Origin of the sequence: Streptomyces capillispiralis, from assembly GCF_007829875.1 — a bacterium.
In the GTDB taxonomy this organism is placed as follows: domain Bacteria; phylum Actinomycetota; class Actinomycetes; order Streptomycetales; family Streptomycetaceae; genus Streptomyces; species Streptomyces capillispiralis.
On the sequence record NZ_VIWV01000001.1, the window covers coordinates 1,721,623 to 1,739,010 of the forward strand.

11 protein-coding genes are annotated in these 17,388 nt (G+C 68.7%); 2 read left to right on the forward strand and 9 right to left on the reverse strand.

Annotation, left to right across the window (positions count from 1 at the left end):
* Positions 1-69 precede the first annotated feature (69 nt).
* The 5 genes from FHX78_RS06985 to ngcE all read right to left on the reverse strand — a co-directional run bounded on the left by FHX78_RS06985 (position 70) and on the right by ngcE (position 6,126).
* On the reverse strand, positions 70-1,170 hold the full coding sequence (locus FHX78_RS06985) for an ABC transporter substrate-binding protein (protein WP_167531951.1): 1,101 nt from the start codon (positions 1,168-1,170) through the stop codon (positions 70-72).
* Positions 1,171-1,304: 134 nt separating this feature from the next.
* Complete coding sequence (locus FHX78_RS06990) at positions 1,305-2,516, reverse strand: ROK family transcriptional regulator (RefSeq protein ID WP_145871733.1); 1,212 nt, start codon at positions 2,514-2,516, stop codon at positions 1,305-1,307.
* A 193-nt stretch (positions 2,517-2,709) separates the two neighbouring features.
* Positions 2,710-3,645 (reverse strand): carbohydrate ABC transporter permease, encoded by a 936-nt coding sequence (locus FHX78_RS06995; RefSeq protein ID WP_145866595.1) that lies wholly within the window; start codon positions 3,643-3,645, stop codon positions 2,710-2,712.
* 15 nt (positions 3,646-3,660) lie between these two features.
* Positions 3,661-4,590 carry a carbohydrate ABC transporter permease gene (locus FHX78_RS07000; RefSeq protein WP_145866596.1) on the reverse strand — a complete coding sequence of 310 codons (930 nt, stop codon included), beginning with the start codon at positions 4,588-4,590 and terminating at the stop codon, positions 3,661-3,663.
* A gap of 78 nt (positions 4,591-4,668) precedes the next feature.
* Positions 4,669-6,126, reverse strand: coding sequence for an N-acetylglucosamine/diacetylchitobiose ABC transporter substrate-binding protein (gene ngcE, locus FHX78_RS07005; RefSeq protein ID WP_145866597.1), 1,458 nt, complete (start codon positions 6,124-6,126; stop codon positions 4,669-4,671).
* Between the two features lie 375 nt (positions 6,127-6,501).
* On the opposite strand from ngcE, the gene FHX78_RS07010 reads away from it, so the two are divergent.
* On the forward strand, positions 6,502-10,305 hold the full coding sequence (locus tag FHX78_RS07010) for a GH92 family glycosyl hydrolase (RefSeq protein ID WP_145866598.1): 3,804 nt from the start codon (positions 6,502-6,504) through the stop codon (positions 10,303-10,305).
* 378 nt (positions 10,306-10,683) lie between these two features.
* Here the strand turns inward: FHX78_RS07010 and FHX78_RS37905 are convergent, their stop codons facing one another.
* From FHX78_RS37905 to FHX78_RS07035, 4 genes are all read right to left on the reverse strand, one after another.
* Positions 10,684-12,336: a caspase, EACC1-associated type gene (locus FHX78_RS37905; protein WP_145866599.1), complete on the reverse strand. Its 1,653-nt coding sequence runs from the start codon at positions 12,334-12,336 to the stop codon at positions 10,684-10,686.
* Between the two features lie 13 nt (positions 12,337-12,349).
* On the reverse strand, positions 12,350-12,769 hold the full coding sequence (locus tag FHX78_RS07025; protein ID WP_229923956.1) for a hypothetical protein: 420 nt from the start codon (positions 12,767-12,769) through the stop codon (positions 12,350-12,352).
* A 105-nt stretch (positions 12,770-12,874) separates the two neighbouring features.
* Complete coding sequence (gene acnA, locus FHX78_RS07030; RefSeq protein ID WP_145866600.1) at positions 12,875-15,589, reverse strand: aconitate hydratase AcnA; 2,715 nt, start codon at positions 15,587-15,589, stop codon at positions 12,875-12,877.
* Between the two features lie 291 nt (positions 15,590-15,880).
* Positions 15,881-16,771: an aminoglycoside phosphotransferase family protein gene (locus tag FHX78_RS07035; protein WP_145871736.1), complete on the reverse strand. Its 891-nt coding sequence runs from the start codon at positions 16,769-16,771 to the stop codon at positions 15,881-15,883.
* A gap of 349 nt (positions 16,772-17,120) precedes the next feature.
* On the opposite strand from FHX78_RS07035, the gene FHX78_RS07040 reads away from it, so the two are divergent.
* Complete coding sequence (locus FHX78_RS07040; protein WP_145866601.1) at positions 17,121-17,327, forward strand: DUF4236 domain-containing protein; 207 nt, start codon at positions 17,121-17,123, stop codon at positions 17,325-17,327.
* Positions 17,328-17,388: the final 61 nt, after the last annotated feature.

The window sequence follows — 17,388 nt, forward strand, 5'->3', positions numbered from 1 at the left end:
TGGCAGTCCGTCCCGTGCGGGGAGTCCGGGTCACGGACTCCCGCGTGGGTCACGGGAATCGGGGACTGCTTACTTGAGGCCGATCTTGTCGCAGGCGGCCTTGTACTTGCCGGTGCAGATCTCCTGGACGGTGTAGATGCCGTCCTTGATCACGGTGTCGTTGATGTTCTTCTGGGTCAGCGAGACGACCGGGACCAGGACGGAGGGGACACCCTTGGTGGTCGGGCTGTCGACCTTGTCCTTGGCGAGGGAGTCCAGCGACTTGCCCTGGGCCAGCAGCACGGCCATCTCGGCGGCGATGTTCGCCTCCTGCGGGTACGGCTTGTAGACGCTCATGTACTGCTCACCGGTGACGATGCGCTGCACACCCGCGAGCTCGGCGTCCTGGCCGGTGACCGGGATGTCGTCGATGCCGGCGGCCTTCAGGGCGGTGATGATGCCGCCCGCCATGCCGTCGTTGGCGGAGTAGACGCCGACGATCTTGTCCTTGCCGAGGGCGGAGATGGCGCCCTCCATGTTGGCGTTGGCGTTCTCCGGCTTCCACTCCTTGGTGTCGTACTCGCGGCCGACCTTCACCTTGCCGTCGAGGACGGAGTGGGCGCCCTCCTTGAACATGGCGGCGTTCGGGTCGGTGGAGGACCCGTTCATCATGACGATCTGGCCGTCCTTGGCCTTGTCGCCCAGCGCCTCGAGGAGGGCCTCGCCCTGGGTCTTGCCCACGGTCACGTTGTCGAACGAGGTGTAGGCGTCGATCGGGCCCTCGGCCAGGCGGTCGTAGGCGACGACCGGGATGCCGGCGTCCTTGGCCTTCTTCACCGAGCCGGCGATGGCCTTGGAGTCCACCGCGTCCACGATCAGCACGTCGACCTTGTTGGTCACCATCGTGTCGACCTGCTGGTTCTGCAGGCTGGCGTCCTGCTTGGCGTTGGCGTAGACGACCTCGCCCTTGTTGTTCGTGAGCTCCTTGACCTTCTTCTCGATCAAGGGCTTGTCGAACTTCTCGTACCGCGCGGTCTGGTTCTCCGGCAGGAGCAGACCGACCTTGATGTCGTCGCCCTTGGCGGCGGAGTCACCGGAGTCCTTCTTGTCGCCCGACTCCGCGGCGCTGCCGCAAGCGGCGAGCGAGACGGCCATCGCGCCCGCGGCAATGGCAACGGCGGCACGACGCATACGCGTGTTCACTTCTACAAACCTCCCTGACGAGGCCGCGTCGTTGCGGCCGAGGTGGCTGGAAGTCAACTCGGCCACACGTGCGACGTCAAGAAGTAAATCCTTAACGAGATGGCAACGGTGCCATCCGTTCTCTAAGTGAAGGCAGGCCCGGCCGCGGCGAGCGACCCCGTCGCGGTGCCGTCCAGAAGGGTCGAATCGCCCATCTCGCTCAGCGCGAGGGCGAGCGCTCCGAGCACCTCCGCACGACCCCCAAGTGCCCCGGGGAGAACGGACAGTTGACGCGCCGCACTGGGGATCGCATAGCGGCCGACGGACTCCCGGATCGGCCCGAGCACCAGCTCACCGGCCTCGGCGAGATCACCGCCGAGGACCACCCGGCTCGGGTTCAGCAGGTTGCAGAGATTGGCGACTCCACTGCCGATGTGGCGGCCGACGTCGGCGATCACCCGACGGCAGCCCGGGTCCCCGTCCCGCGCGAGCCGCACGACGCCCTCCATCGTCAGATCGGTGCCGTGACTGGGCTGGAGCAGCGGGAGCACGTAGCGCGCGGCCGTGAAGGTCTCCAGGCAGCCACGGTTGCCGCAGCGGCAGACCGGGCCGGATTCATCGAGTGTAATATGTCCGATTTCGCCCGCGGTGCCGCCGGGACCGCGGTAGATCTTCCCGCTGATCACCAGACCCGCGCCGACACCGCTGGCGACCTTGATGTACGCGAGGTCGCGCACGCCCCGGCCGCTGCCCCAGACCATCTCGCCGAGGGCGCCGAGGTTGGCGTCGTTGTCCACGTGCACCGGCACGCCGAGCCGCCCCCGCAGCTCCTCGGCGGGCCTGGTACCGGTCCAGCCGGGCAGGATGGCGGTCGATCCCAGGGTCCCGGACTCCACGTCGATCGGTCCGGGCACGCCGAGCCCCACGCCGGCGATCTTGGCGCGGTCCACACCGGTCGCGTCGATCAGACGGCTGACCAGCTGTTCCGCCCGGTCGAAGCCCTGTGGGGCGGACGCGTCCACGTCCAGCGGCTCGGATTCCTCGGCCAGCACCTGGTGGGCGAGGTTCCCGATCGCCACCCGCAGATGGGTGTGCCCGAAGTCGACCCCGATGACGATGCCGGCGTCCCCGCTCAGCGAGACGCTGCGGGCCCGGCGCCCGCCCGCCGAGGTCGGGGTGACCTCGACGGTTCCGCCGTCCTTCAGTTCCCGGACGATGTTGGAGACGGTGGCCGCGGACAGGCCGGTCGTCCTCGCGATCTCGGCCTGGGTGAGGGAACCGGCAAGACGTACTGCTCGGACCACCCGTTCCAGGTTGGCTCGGTGCAGCGACGACTGCGACCCCGGAGTCTCCACGACGACCTCCTGCGCGCGGGGCCGCTTCGGTGAGACCCCGTTCATGTCCAACTAGTGAACTCTAAGCTGAGCCGTTCGGGTTGCCTCCCGTCAAGAGGTTGAACCGTATCGGGGGGCTCCGGCATGTACGGACACATACACGGACGCCGCTCCCGGTGACGGGAGCGGCGTGTGCACGAGGGGTTCCGAAGCGTTACTTCAGGGTCGCGGAGGTGAGTCCCGCCTGCACCTGGCGCTGGAAGGAGAGGTAGACCACCAGCATGGGCACCATGGCGATGGTCACGCCCGCGAAGAGGACCGGGAGGTCGGAGGCGTACCCCTGCTGCTGCTGGAGCTGGATGAGCCCCTGGGTCAGCACGTAGCGCTCCGGGTCGTCACCGCTCTGCGGCTGCATCAGCACGGTCGGCAGGATGTACTGGTTCCACTGGCCCAGCGTGTTGAAGATCCCGACGCTGAGCAGGCCGGGCTTGGCCATCGGCAGCATCACCTGGAAGAAGGTCCGGGTGTGCGAGGCCCCGTCGAGGACGGCCGCCTCGAAGACCGCCGTGGGCAGGGTCCGGAAGAAGGCGTGCATGAAGAACACCGTGAACGGCATCGAGTAGGCGACGTAGACCAGGACCAGGCCCTGATAGGTGTTCAGCATGTCGAGCCGCTTGACCATGAAGAACAGCGGCACCAGGGCGAGGAACACGGGGAACATCGCGCCCGCGACGAAGAAGTAGTACAGGAACCGGTTGCCCCGGAACTCGTACCGGGCCAGCACGTACGCCGCCATGGAGCCGAGCAGCATGGTCAGCGGCACGGAGAAGACCAGCACGACGACCGTGTTCAGGAAGTAGTCCCCGATGCCCTTGTCCCAGGCGCGGGAGAAGACGTCCAGGTCCCAGTTCTGCGGCCAGCCGAAGGCCGAGCCGCCGATCTGGGCGTCGGTCCGGAAGGAGCTGAGCACCAGCCACAGCAGCGGCAGCACGATCAGCACCGCCCACAGGACGAGGAAGCCGTGCGAGAAGACGTTCAGCACGACGCCTTCGCCGCGCCGGTCGCCGGGGCGTACGGGCCCCTTGCCCACCGGCGGCGGGGGCGGGGTGGAGTCCCCGGTGGGGGCGGTTTCCTTGAGAGGTGCGCTCATCGTCGTTACTCCGCCTCAGAACTCGATGCGCTCGCGACGGGTGGCGCGCAGCATGACCACGGACACGATCAGGGTGAGGAGCAGCATGACGACGCCCATGGCGCAGGCGTAGCCGCTCCTGCCGTACAGCAGGAAGTTCCGCATCATCACGGTGGACATGACCTCGCTGTGGTGGTCGGGGCCGCCGCCGTAGTCCCCGGCGGTCATGGTGGAGACCAGGATGAACATGTCCATCGCCGCGATGCCGAGATAGACCCACGCGGTCTGCACGGAGTCCCACAGCAGCGGCAGGGTGATACGGAAGAAGGACTGGGCGCGGCCGGCGCCGTCGATGAGCGCGGCCTCGTAGATGTCCCGGGGAATGGACTGCATGGCGGCGGAGAACAGCACCAGGTAGAAGCCGACGCCGTGCCAGACGACCACCGCGATCAGCGCCCACAGCACGAAGCCGGGCTCGTTGAGCCATTCGACGGGGCTGCTCTCGTCGACCAGGCCGAGCTTGATGAGGGCGCCGTTGAGCATGCCGCCGCCGTCGCTGCGGTACACCGCGCCGAACAGCACCGCCATGATGGCCAGGGACAGTACCTGGGGGAAGAAGTAGATCACCCGGTAGTACTTGGATCCGGCGACTCCCGAGACGCCTCCGGAGCGTCCGCGTCCGCCCGCGTTCACCATGAAGGCGAAGAACAGGGCGAGCAGAATGGTGATCACCGGGATGAACACCAGGAACAGGATGTTGTGCCAGATGGCCCCCCTGAAGATGTCGTCCCGGAACAGCGCGGTGTAGTTGTCCAGGCCGACGAAATCGAAGGTCTGCGACTGGCCCTTCCAGTCGGTCAGTGAATAACCGAACGTCTGGATGTACGGCCAGATCACGAAGATCAGATAAAGCGCCACGGGAATGAGGAGAAATCCCGCGACGAACCGGTGCTGCCCTTTGCGCATGGCGTCCTGCCCCTGGGTGTGGCCGCTGCGGGCCGGGATTTCTCCCGGCCCGCATTCCGGTCGGTCGAGCGAGCGAGATCAGTCGCGGCGGTTCTGCTTCGACGCCGGGTCCTTGGCCTGCTTGTCGACCGCGGCCTGGGCCCGCTTGAGCCACTCCTTGGGCTGGATGCGCTTGGCCATGAGTTCGTTGGAGGCGTTCTCGATGGCGGTGTTCATCTCGCTGTACCACTCGGTGTAGAGGTAGCGGAAGGTGTTGTTGCCGGCCGCCTTGGATGCCTCGACGGTGGACTGGGTGCCCGGCCGCAGCTGCACGTTCGGGTCGACGCCGTCCTTGAGGATGGTCAGCGAGTTCGCCTCCTTGGCGAACAGGGTCGACCATTCCTTGGAGAGCATCATCCGCATGAACTCCTTGGCCGCGGGGAGGTTCTTGGCCTTGGACGGGATGATGAAGGGCTCACCGGAACCGGCCCGGATCGCCTCGAAGGGCAGCGCGCTGCCGGGCAGCAGCGGCATCGGCAGGAACTTCATGTCGAAGTCCTGCGGTGTCGTCTTGAGCTGCTCGTTCTCCAGCCAGGAGCCGCTGGTGATGAACGCGGCCTTGTACTGGTTCCAGCGGGTCTGCGACTCGTTGTGGGTCAGGCCGTTCGTACCGGGCATCAGATAGCCCTTCTCGACGACCTCGTAGACGGCCTCGATGGCCTCCGTGGCGGCGTCGGAGCCGACGAACGCCCTGGGGTCGAGGTTGTCGATCGCCTTCATGGCGTCGAGACCGCCCTTCTTGGCGATCAGGTCCATGATGGCGACGTTGATGTAGTACGGGTACTTGCCCTGGTGGGCGAGTCCGCCGATGCCCTGGGACTTGGCGTCCTTGCAGATGGCGAGGAAGTCGCCCCAGGTCCGGGGCGCCTCCCAGCCCTTGTCCTTGAAGAGCTTGCCGGAGTACCACAGCCCCCACACCGTGTAGATGTAGTTGAGGGCGACGACCTTGCCCTCCTGCATGCCCGCGTCGAGCGTGCCGGGGATGAGCGTGTCGCGGACCTTCTGGTCCGGGTTGTCGACCGACGGCGCGTCGAGCACCTCGGCGAGGTCGAGCAGCTGGCCGTTCTTCGCCAGTACGTCGATGGGGATCTGCTGGGCGCCGGAGTCGTCGACGATGTCCGGCGGGTTGCCGGCGTTGAAGCGGGGCTGGAGCTTGCCCGTGATCTCCTGGGTGCCGGTGTGGACGGAGGTGACGCCCCACTTCTTCTGGAAGGCGGCTTCCCACGCCTTGGCGTAGTTGTCCCCGTAGCCGCCCTTGAAGATGACGACGTCGAGTTTGCTGCCTTCCTTGACTCCGAACGGGTTGGAGTCGGACGTCCTGCCCTCGTTCTCGCCGGATTCCTCACCCCCGCCCCCGCTGGCGCAGGCGGACAGGAAGCCCATCGTCGGTACGGAAATCAGGCCGAGCGCGGCCGACCGCTTGATCAGATCGCGGCGCCCCACACCCGTGGGGGTGTGGTCACCGGTGCCGGTGTTCTCGGCGGAAGTGGATCCCATGCTCAAGTCCTCGCCTTCTCCAGGACTCAGGCGGTGAACCGGATCCTTCCCGGCACCGCGTTCGGGTCAAGCTGGGTCGTGCAGGAAGTGCGGCTGGTTCGTGGTCGGGTGCTGTGAAGATGCCCCGGAGTGCCGACAGGTATAGTCCACTTCACGCCGACGGAGCAAGATCGAATGCAAGGTTCGGCGCCGGTCTTTTCCGAGTTGAGACCTCGCGGAAATACGGGCCCGTGACACCTTCCGCCCCGGAGAAATCCGTGCCACCGGCCCGAATGCCACATTCAACCCTCTTGACACCATGGGCCACTTGGCCCACTACTGGTTCCTGCGCTGTGTAATTGACAACGTTGTCCGGCGCAGGGAGGGTCCTCACGCATGCAACACAGGGTTCGGCACAGATGGGGGACGGCGGTCGTCGCGACGACCGCCTTCGCTTTGGCCGCGGGCTCCCAGGGCGTCGCGGTCGCCCTGCCCTCGGCACCGGCCAAGGCCGACCGGGAGTTCGCTTCGTCCTTCGAGTCCGGGGAACCCGCCCCGGACTGGCTGAACACCGTCGACACGACCCCGGGCGGCGACAAGCGCGCCTCGGGCGTGGACGGCGGGTACAGCTCCGGCATACCGGGCAATGTCACCGACCACGTCACGGACGTCCGCGCCAGCGCGGAGAACACCGGCGGCGGGGAGGTGAAGGAGAACCTGGTCGACGGTGAGCCCAGCTCCAAGTGGCTGGCCTTCGCGTCCACCGGCTGGGTGGAGTTCGACCTGGACGCACCGGCCGAGGTGGTCCGTTACGCGCTCACCTCCGCCAACGACCACGCCGAGCGCGACCCGCGCGACTGGACCCTCAAGGGCTCCACCGACGGCCAGGAGTGGAAGACCCTGGACACCCGTTCCGGTGAGACCTTCTCGGAGCGGTTCCAGACCAAGCTGTACGACATCGACGCCTCCGCCGTCGCCGCGTACCGGCACTTCCGGCTGGAGATCGCCAAGAACGGCAGCGGCGGCATCATCCAGCTAGCCGACGTCCAGTTCTCCACCGGCGACAGCGAGACACCGATACCGCAGGACATGCTCTCGCTGGTCGACCGCGGCCCCTCCGGGTCGCCGACGGCCAAGGCGGGCGCCGGGTTCACCGGAAAGCGTGCCCTGCGGTACGCCGGCCGGCACACCGCCGAGGGGCGGGCGTACTCGTACAACAAGGTGTTCGACGTCGATGTGGCGGTCGGCCGGAACACCCAGTTGTCGTACCGGATCTTCCCGTCGATGGCGGACGGCGACCTCGACTACGACGCCACCAACGTCTCCGTCGACCTCGCCTTCACCGACGGCACCTATCTGAGCGACCTGCGCGCGAGCGACCAGCACGGCTTCCCGCTCACCCCGCGGGGACAGGGCACCTCGAAGATCCTCTACGTCAACCAGTGGAACAACGTGGTCTCCCGGATCGGCTCGGTGGCGGCCGGCAAGACCGTCGACCGGATCCTGGTGGCGTACGACTCCCCCAAGGGCGAGACGAAGTTCCGCGGTTGGCTGGACGACGTCGCGCTGAAGCAGGTGGCGCCCGAGCGACCCAAGGCGCACCTCTCCGACTACGCGGTGACCACCCGGGGCACCAACTCCAGCGGCGGCTTCTCGCGCGGCAACAACTTCCCCGCGACCGCCGTCCCGCACGGGTTCAACTTCTGGACCCCGGTCACCAACGCCGGCTCGCTGAGCTGGCTGTACGACTACGCGCGCGGCAACAACGCGGACAACCTGCCGACGATCCAGGCGTTCAGCGCGAGCCACGAGCCGAGCCCCTGGATGGGCGACCGGCAGACCTTCCAGGTGATGCCGTCCGTCGCCGCCGGCACCCCCGACCTCGGGCGTGACGCGCGCGAGCTGGCCTTCCGGCACGAGAACGAGACCGCGCGGCCGTACTACTACGGCGTGCGGTTCGAGAACGGCCTCAAGGCCGAGATGGCGCCGACGGACCACGCGGCGATGATGCGCTTCACCTACCCCGGTGACGACGCGAGCGTGCTGTTCGACAACGTCACCGACCAGGCGGGCCTGACCCTCGACAAGGAGAACGGCACCTTCACCGGCTACTCGGACGTCAAGTCCGGGCTGTCCACGGGCGCGACGCGGATGTTCGTCTACGGCGAGTTCGACCAGAAGGTCACCGGGGGCGACGCGAGCGGCGTCAAGGGCCACCTGCGCTTCGACGCGGGCGACGACCGCCGGGTCACGCTGCGCCTGGCCACCTCGCTGATCAGCGTGGACCAGGCGAAGGACAACCTGCGCCAGGAGATACCCGAGGGCCGGGACTTCGAGGCGGTCAAGAAGAGCGCCCAGCGCCAGTGGGACCGGATCCTGGGCAAGGTCGAGGTCGAGGGTGCCACCCCGGACCAGTTGACCACGCTCTACTCCAGCCTCTACCGGCTGTACCTGTACCCGAACGCGGGCCACGAGAAGGTCGACGGGAAGTACAAGTACGCCTCGCCGTTCTCCAAGATGCCGCAGCCGGACACCCCGACCCACACCGGCGCGAAGATCGTCGACGGCAAGGTGTACGTCAACAACGGCTTCTGGGACACCTACCGGACCACCTGGCCGGCGTACTCCTTCCTGACCCCGTCCAAGGCCGGTGAGCTGGTCGACGGGTTCGTGCAGCACTACAAGGACGGCGGCTGGACCTCGCGCTGGTCCTCCCCGGGCTACGCCGACCTGATGACCGGCACCTCCTCGGACGTCGCGTTCGCGGACGCCTACGTCAAGGGCGTCGACTTCGACGCGGAGGCCGCGTACGACGCGGCGGTGAAGAACGCCACCGTCGTGCCGCCGTCGTCCGGTGTGGGCCGCAAGGGCATGGCGACCTCGCCGTTCCTCGGCTACACCAGCACCGACACCCACGAGGGCCTGTCGTGGGCGCTGGAGGGCTACCTCAACGACTACGGCATCGCGAAGATGGGCGAGGCCCTCTACGAGAAGACGGGCGAGAAGCGGTACAAGGAGGAGTCCGCGTACTTCCTGAACCGCGCCCAGGACTACGTCAACATGTTCGACTCCGAGGCCGGCTTCTTCCAGGGCAAGAGCACCAAGGGCGACTGGCGGGTCGAGTCCTCGAAGTACGACCCGCGCGTGTGGGGTCACGACTACACCGAGACCAACGGCTGGGGCTACGCCTTCACCGCCCCGCAGGACAGCCGCGGCCTGGCCAACCTGTACGGCGGCCGGGACGGCCTCGGTGACAAGCTCGACGAGTACCTGTCCACCCCGGAGACGGCCTCCCCCGAGTTCGTCGGCTCCTACGGCGGTGTCATCCACGAGATGACCGAGGCGCGGGACGTCCGGATGGGCATGTACGGCCACTCCAACCAGGTCGCCCACCACGCGCTGTACATGTACGACGCGGCCGGGCAGCCCTGGAAGACGCAGAAGAACGTGCGCGAGGTGCTGTCCCGCCTCTACACCGGCAGCGAGATCGGGCAGGGCTACCACGGCGACGAGGACAACGGCGAGCAGTCGGCCTGGTACCTGTTCTCCTCGCTGGGCTTCTACCCGCTGGTGATGGGCAGCGGCGAGTACGCCATCGGCTCCCCGCTGTTCAAGAAGGTCACCGTGCACCTGGAGAACGGCCGCGAGCTGGTCGTCAAGGCGCCGGAGAACAGCGCGAAGAACGTCTACGTGCAGGGTCTGAAGGTCAACGGCAAGCGCTGGAACTCCACCTCGCTGCCGCACGCGCTGATCGCCAAGGGCGGGGTCCTGGAGTTCGACATGGGCTCGCGTCCGTCGTCGTGGGGCTCCGGCAAGAACGCGGCGCCGGTGTCGATCACGCGGGACGACGAGGTGCCGACGCCCCGCAAGGACGTGCTGAAGGGCGACGGCGCCCTGTTCGACGACACGTCGGCGACCGGCGCCACGGTGTCAACCGTGGAGCTGCCCGTCACCGGGGACACCGAGGCGGTGCAGTACACGCTGACGTCCTCGGACCACACCAAGGCGCCCACGGGCTGGGTGCTTCAGGGGTCGGCGGACGGACAGACCTGGAAGGACCTCGACACCCGGTCCGGCGAGTCGTTCCGCTGGGACCGGCAGACGCGGGCCTTCTCACTGGACCGGCCGGCCGCCTACGGCCACTACCGGCTGGTGCTGACCGGTGAGGCCGCGCTGGCGGAGGTGGAACTGCTGAGCTGACCTGCGCTCACCTGGCGGGCCCGGACCCTGTGTCCGGGCCCGCCTTTTCCATGGCTTCCCGCAGGCCACGGGGACCCATCCGGTCATGGATGCGCCGGAACGGGGCGTGCCCCCGTCCGGCTGGACCACCGCGTACCTCGCGGTCCACCCGGGCGCCGAGGAAGCGGCCCACCGGCCCCTGTCCCCCGTCGAGGGCGTGTCCTTCGCCCGCCGCGCCCACACCCCGGCCCACGTCTCGCGCAGGGGTGGGTGGGCGGCGAGGTGGGGGTCCCGCGGCGGGTTCCGGTCCACCGGCAAATGGGAGCGCTCCCACCTCACCGTGAGGGGAAGGTAGCGCCGGACGGCGCCTTTGTAAACGGCCGGCGCACGAAGCGGGGGTTACGGCGGTCGGCCCGTGCCGTCGATCAGGCGCGCGATGTCCTCGGCGGCCGGGTCTCCTTCGAGGATCCGGACCGCCAGCACCAACGCCTCTTCTCCCTGCGGCACTTGCAGTGCGGCCCGGACGAGGGCCACCACGTCCTCACGCATCCGGGTGCCCCGCAGATCGATCCGGCGGCCCAGTTCCTCCCCGAGCACCGACGCGAACAGCAGCCGCTCCTGCGGGTCCCGCATGCACGACAGCGCGCACATCGCCTCGGTGAGGCGCAGCAGCAGCCACGGGCCCCTCGCGGCGGAGTCCGGCCCCGGGTCGACGAACCGACGGCGGACCGGGGGCCCGTCGTCCGGATCGAGCGTCATCCACACCCGGTGGGCGGTCTTCTCCCCCTCGAAGACCGCGATCGTCATGATCAGGCCGACCGGTCCGTCGTCCTGGTCGAGTCCGGCCCGGACGAGGGCGACCACGTCCTCACGCTGCCGGACGCCCCGCAGGTCGACCGGACGGCCCACCCGGTCCCCCAGTACGGCCGCGAACCGCCGTCTGCTCTCCGCGTCCGCCATGCACGTCAGCCCGGTCATCGCCCGGGTGAGCAGGGCCAGCGGCGCGAGCGCGCTCACGGACCGCCCGGCCACGGGTGCCGGGGCGACCTCGGACGACGGGACCGGATGCGGCACCGGGGCCGGGGCTGCCGCGTCTTCCCGCACCCGGGGTTCCCCGCCTCCCCGCACCAGGGCTCCCCCGCCGCCGTGCGCGGCAGGCCCCCGGCCACCGCGGGCCGATGGCTCTCCCCCTCCCCCGACCGAGGCTCCGCCGCCTCCCTGCACCGCGGGCTCCCCGCTCTCCCGGACCGGAGGCTCCCCGCGTCTCCGGACCGGCGGTCCTCCGCTCTCGCGGCGTACCGGCGGCAGGGGGCGCAGGACCGACCGCGCCACCACCACCCGGTGCTCCAGCTCGGCCCACATCTGCGGGCGCTGCTCGGCCCCGGCGGAGTGCAGTTCCTCGTACACGTAGTCGTACAGCTCGTGCACGTCGATCAAGCCGTCCCGGTTGCCGTCCGCCTCACCGCTGCGCAGGCCCCTGACGACGGCCCCGGTGAACCGCGAGGGTTCCGGGTCCAGGGCGGTGATCCGCTCGCCCTCCCAGGCGTACTCGGTGCGGTTGGTGGCGGTGAGGACCGCGCGGCCGTGTCCGGCCAGTTCGTCGTGGACGTGGACCGTGGTGTCGCCCTTGCTCCCGGCCAGGAAGGCGCCGCTGTAGCAGCAGTCCAGGAGCAGGACGACCGACCGCGCCCGGCAGGCGTTCATCTGCCGCTGCACGAACGGGGCGGGGACGGAGGTGGAGGCGAGCAGCCGCCGGTCGGTGTCGGCGGCGGCGAAGTGCAGTTCGCCCCTGTCGTTCTTGAGGCCGTGGCACGAGAGGTGCAGCAGGAGCAGATCGTCCCGGCGCCGGTCGAGGAAGAAGCGCTCGATGGCCCGGGTCACTTCCCGGTGCCGGCCGTCGACGACCGTGCTCACCTCGAAGTCACCGATCCTCGGGTCCCCGAGCACTTCCGCCAGGGCGTGGGCGTCCCGGGCGGGCGAACGCAGCCGGCTCAGGGCCCGGTCGTCGTAGGTGCCCGTCGCGACGAGCAGGGCGTAGCGGCCCGCGGACACGGTCGTACGTCCCTCAGTGCCCCGGTTCCGGGTCCGGCCGGGGCGTGCCGTCCGCCTCCGGGGGGTGCGCGGCGAGGAAGGCGTCGATCAGCCGCTGCTGGTCGGCGGCGGAGACGGCCTCGAGTTCCAGGCTGTCCTCGCCGAGGGTGAGGGCGACCGTGCGCACCGGGCGGTTCTCGATCCAGGTCCGCACCAGGTCCAGCACCGAGCGCAGCGCGATGGGGGCCAGGGTCACCGCGAGGGCGCCCACGGCGATCGCGTCGACCGGCTTCGCCCCGTCGGGGACGTCGCCGGAGCGGACCGGTTCGACGTCGTCGACGTCCAGTTCGAGCAGCCGCTCGCGCAACTGGAGGGTCAGCTCGTCGAGTTCTTCCTGGTCGCCGTCCGCCTGCCCGGTCAGGACGACCCGCATGCGCTGTGTACCGCGGCTCACCGCCACCCCCGTCGCCTCGTGGTGCCCCAGCGTACAACGGGGACGACGGCGAGGGCCGCACCCCCGTCACCGGGGATGCGGCCCTCAACTGCCGTGCCGTACAGCTTAGTTGCGGATCAGGTTGCGCAGCACGTACTGCATGATGCCGCCGTTGCGGTAGTAGTCCGCCTCGCCGGGGGTGTCGATGCGGACGACCGCGTCGAACTCGACGCCGGTGTCGGTGGTGACCTTCACCGTGCGCGGGGTGGTGCCGTCGTTGAGCTCGGTGACGCCGGAGATGGAGAAGGTCTCCTCACCGGTCAGGCCGAGGGAGGCCGCGGACTGGCCCTCCGGGAACTGCAGCGGCAGGACGCCCATGCCGATGAGGTTGGAGCGGTGGATGCGCTCGTAGGACTCGGCGACGACGGCCTTGACGCCGAGGAGCGCGGTGCCCTTGGCCGCCCAGTCGCGGGACGAGCCGGAGCCGTACTCCTTGCCGGCCAGGACGACCAGCGGGATGCCGGCGGCCTGGTAGTTCTGCGAGGCGTCGTAGATGAAGGAGACCGGGCCGCCGTCCTGCGTGAAGTCACGCGTGTAGCCGCCCTCGGTGCCCGGCGCGATCTGGTTGCGCAGGCGGATGTTGGCGAACGTACCGCGGATCATGACCTCGTGGTTGCCGCGGCGGGAGCCGTAGCTGTTGAAGTCGCGGCGCTCGACGCCGTGCTCCGTGAGGTACTTGCCGGCCGGGGTGTCGGCCTTGATGGCACCGGCCGGGGAGATGTGGTCGGTGGTGACCGAGTCGCCCAGCTTGGCGAGCACGCGGGCGCCGGCGATGTCCTCGACCGGGGCCGGCTCCATGCGCATGCCCTCGAAGTACGGGGGCTTGCGGACGTAGGTGGACTCGCTGTCCCACTCGAAGGTGTTGCCGGTGGGGATGGACAGCGCCTGCCACTGGGCGTCGCCCGCGAAGACGTCGGCGTAGGACTTGGAGAACATGTCCTCGCCGATGGCGTTCGCCACGACGTCGTTGACCTCGGCCTCGGAGGGCCAGATGTCCTTCAGGTAGACCGGGTTGCCGTCGGTGTCGACGCCGAGGGCCTCCTTGGTGATGTCCACCTTCATGGAGCCCGCGATCGCGTAGGCGACGACCAGCGGCGGGGACGCCAGGTAGTTCATCTTGACGTCGGGGTTGATCCGGCCCTCGAAGTTGCGGTTGCCGGAGAGGACCGAGGTGACGGCGAGGTCGTGGTCGTTGACCGCCTTGGAGACCTCCTCCGGCAGCGGGCCGGAGTTGCCGATGCAGGTGGTGCAGCCGTAGCCGACCAGGTTGAAGCCGACCTTGTCGAGGTAGGGGGTCAGGCCCGCCTTCTCGAAGTAGTCGGTGACGACCTTGGAGCCCGGGGCGAGGGTGGTCTTGACCCACGGCTTGCGGGTCAGGCCCTTCTCAACCGCCTTCTTGGCCACCAGGGCGGCGGCGACCATGACGTACGGGTTGGAGGTGTTGGTGCAGGAGGTGATGGCCGCGACCGTCACCGCACCGTGGTCCAGCTCGTAGGTGGTGCCGTCGGGGGCGGTGACCGGGACCGGGTTGCTCGGCACGCCGTTGGAGACGGCCGGGGCGTCAGAGGCCGGGAAGGACTCCTGGCCCGCCTCGTCCACGCTGTCCACGTAGTTGCGGACGTCCTGCTTGAACTGCTCGGCGGCGTTCGCGAGGACGATGCGGTCCTGCGGGCGCTTCGGGCCGGCGATGGACGGCACGACCGTCGACAGGTCGAGCTCCAGCTTCTCGGAGAAGTCCGGCTCGGCCTTCGGGTCCAGCCAGAGGCCCTGCTCCTTGGCGTACGCCTCGACCAGCGCGACCTGCTGGTCGCTGCGGCCGGTCAGGCGCATGTAGTTCAGCGTCTCGTCGTCGATCGGGAAGATCGCGGCGGTGGAGCCGAACTCCGGGGACATGTTGCCGATGGTGGCGCGGTTGGCCAGGGAGGTGGCGGCCACACCCTCGCCGTAGAACTCGACGAACTTGCCGACGACGCCGTGCTTGCGCAGCATCTCGGTGATGGTGAGCACCAGGTCGGTGGCGGTGGTGCCGGGGGTCAGCTCACCGGTCAGCTTGAAGCCGACGACGCGCGGGATGAGCATGGAGACCGGCTGGCCGAGCATGGCGGCCTCGGCCTCGATGCCGCCGACGCCCCAGCCGAGCACGCCGAGGCCGTTGACCATGGTGGTGTGCGAGTCGGTGCCGACCAGGGTGTCGGGGTACGCCTTGCCGTCGCGGACCATGACGACACGGGCCAGGTGCTCGATGTTCACCTGGTGGACGATGCCGGTGCCGGGCGGGACGACCTTGAAGTCGTCGAAGGCGGTCTGGCCCCAGCGCAGGAACTGGTAGCGCTCCTTGTTGCGGCCGTACTCCAGGTCGACGTTCTGCTTGAAGGCGTCGTTGGTGCCGAACTTGTCGGCGATGACGGAGTGGTCGATGACCATCTCGGCCGGGGAGAGCGGGTTGATCTTGTTCGGGTCGCCGCCGAGCTCCTTGACGGCCTCACGCATGGTGGCGAGGTCGACGACACAGGGCACGCCGGTGAAGTCCTGCATGATCACGCGGGCCGGCGTGAACTGGATCTCCTGCGACGGCTGGGCCTGGGAGTCCCAGCCGCCGAGGGCGCGGATGTGGTCGGCGGTGATGTTCGCGCCGTCCTCGGTGCGGAGCAGGTTCTCCAGCAGCACCTTCAGGCTGTAGGGAAGGCGCGCGGAGCCCTCGACCTTGTCCAGCCGGAAGATCTCGTACGACTCGTCGCCCACCTGCAGCGTGCTGCGGGCGTCGAAGCTGTTCGCCGACACGACAGTCTCCTTCATTGATGTGCGCGTACCACCGCATCCTGCCGCCACGCCACCCTGACCGATCCGCTAAGGTAAGGCTAAGTTAGGTCACCCTTACCGGGGTGGCGGCTGCGGTGCGCCTCGGCAGATATCTCGATGTCGAGATAACTCTAGTACACGAGGGCCGAATGGTCATGCCCGGACCCGGCTGTCCGCTGCCGTCCCATCGAGGCGTTCGGCAGCGCACCCCGCCGTTCCGGCTTCCTTGCCGGCGCACCCGGTCGTACGTCACCGCCCGCGATCGGGGCGACGTCACTTCGTCGACTCCAGAATGCGGTCGAGTGTCCGGCACCCCAATCCGCTCATCGTCGGATTGCTCTCGACGTAGTACCAGACAAGCCCCATCGCCTGCTCGAAGGCCCATGCCCTGCCGCGCTCCCACTCCAGATCGTCGCAGGCCAGTGCCCGCCGGAGCACTTCCCTCGGGCCCGGTCGCAACAGGTGCCAGGCGCTGACCAGATCCAACGCGGGGTCGGCCGGGCCGAAGCCGCCGGTGTCGAGTACGCCGCCGAGCCGGTCTCCCGTGACCAGTACGTTGCCGGGAATCAGGTCACCATGGCTCATCACGTCGGCAGTCGTGCGGGGCAACTCCCGGAAGTGGCTCCACACCTGGCGCAGCCGGGGCACGTCGAGCAGCCCCTCGCTCTCCTCGAAGCACTTCGCCATCCAGTCGTCGTGGTGAGCGAGAACGCCGCCACGGTTCTCGCCGCCGAAACGCCGCCCCCGCGTCTCCGCGCCCCGCAGGCCCGCGATGAAGGCCGCGAGGTCCTCGGCGAAAGCGTCCGACCCACTCGGGTCGGCATCGAAGGCGACCGTTCCCGGCAGCCAGGTCTGGACCGACCACGGCATGGGGTACCCCGCTCCCGGCTTCCCCAGGGCGACGGGTTCCGGAACGGGGAACCGGGACACCCGTGCCAGCTCCGCGCTCGCCTCGGCTTCCCGTTCCAGAACCGCCAGCGCCTCCGCGGCGTCAGTCGGACGCAGCGGGAAACGCGCGGAGAGGCCGTCCCCGATGCGGAAGATGGCGTGGACCGTCCCGGTCGACGACAGGAGGCGGATCGCTTCGCCGCTCCACTGAGGGAACTGTTCCTGGACCAAGGCCGCGACGATGTCGGTGGTCACGTCCACTTGGTCATCGTGCATGGTCAATCTCGCGGGCCCTTCCACTGGTCCAGCTCGAAACGACGGAAGCGGTCCCGATCAACCGAGACGACAGCCAGTATTCAGGCGCCAGGTTCCAGATCACCTGAGATTTTTTCGGCCCCCAGGTGTCTCGACCGTGCGATCGTTTGCCATCGAACCCAGTCGCTCGAGGTCAGGGCATCGCAACCGACTGACTTCGCCGTCAAAGGACACCGGTGCGCCACACCCCGCCACGCCCTGCCGTCGCACCACCGCCACCGTCACCACACCGCCGCCGGGTGCCATCAGTGCGCCCGGGCGGGGTAACCGACTGAGACGAAGTCAGTTCCGGACGGGAAGGGACACGGGAATGCCGCTCACGTTTCGCAAGAGCTTCCGGATCCTGCCGGGGGTGCGCCTGAACATCAACAAGCGCTCGTGGTCCATCACCACCGGCGGCAAGAACGGCCCCCGGCACACCCGCAGCAGTACAGGACGTCGTACGACATCAGTGGATTTGCCCGGACCTTTCGGTTGGCGCCGGACTCGCCAGACCCGCCGCACCAGGGGATACTGACGTCACGTCACCCGAATGGACCCCCCGAGAGGTGCCATCTCATATCTGAGATAGCCTCAAC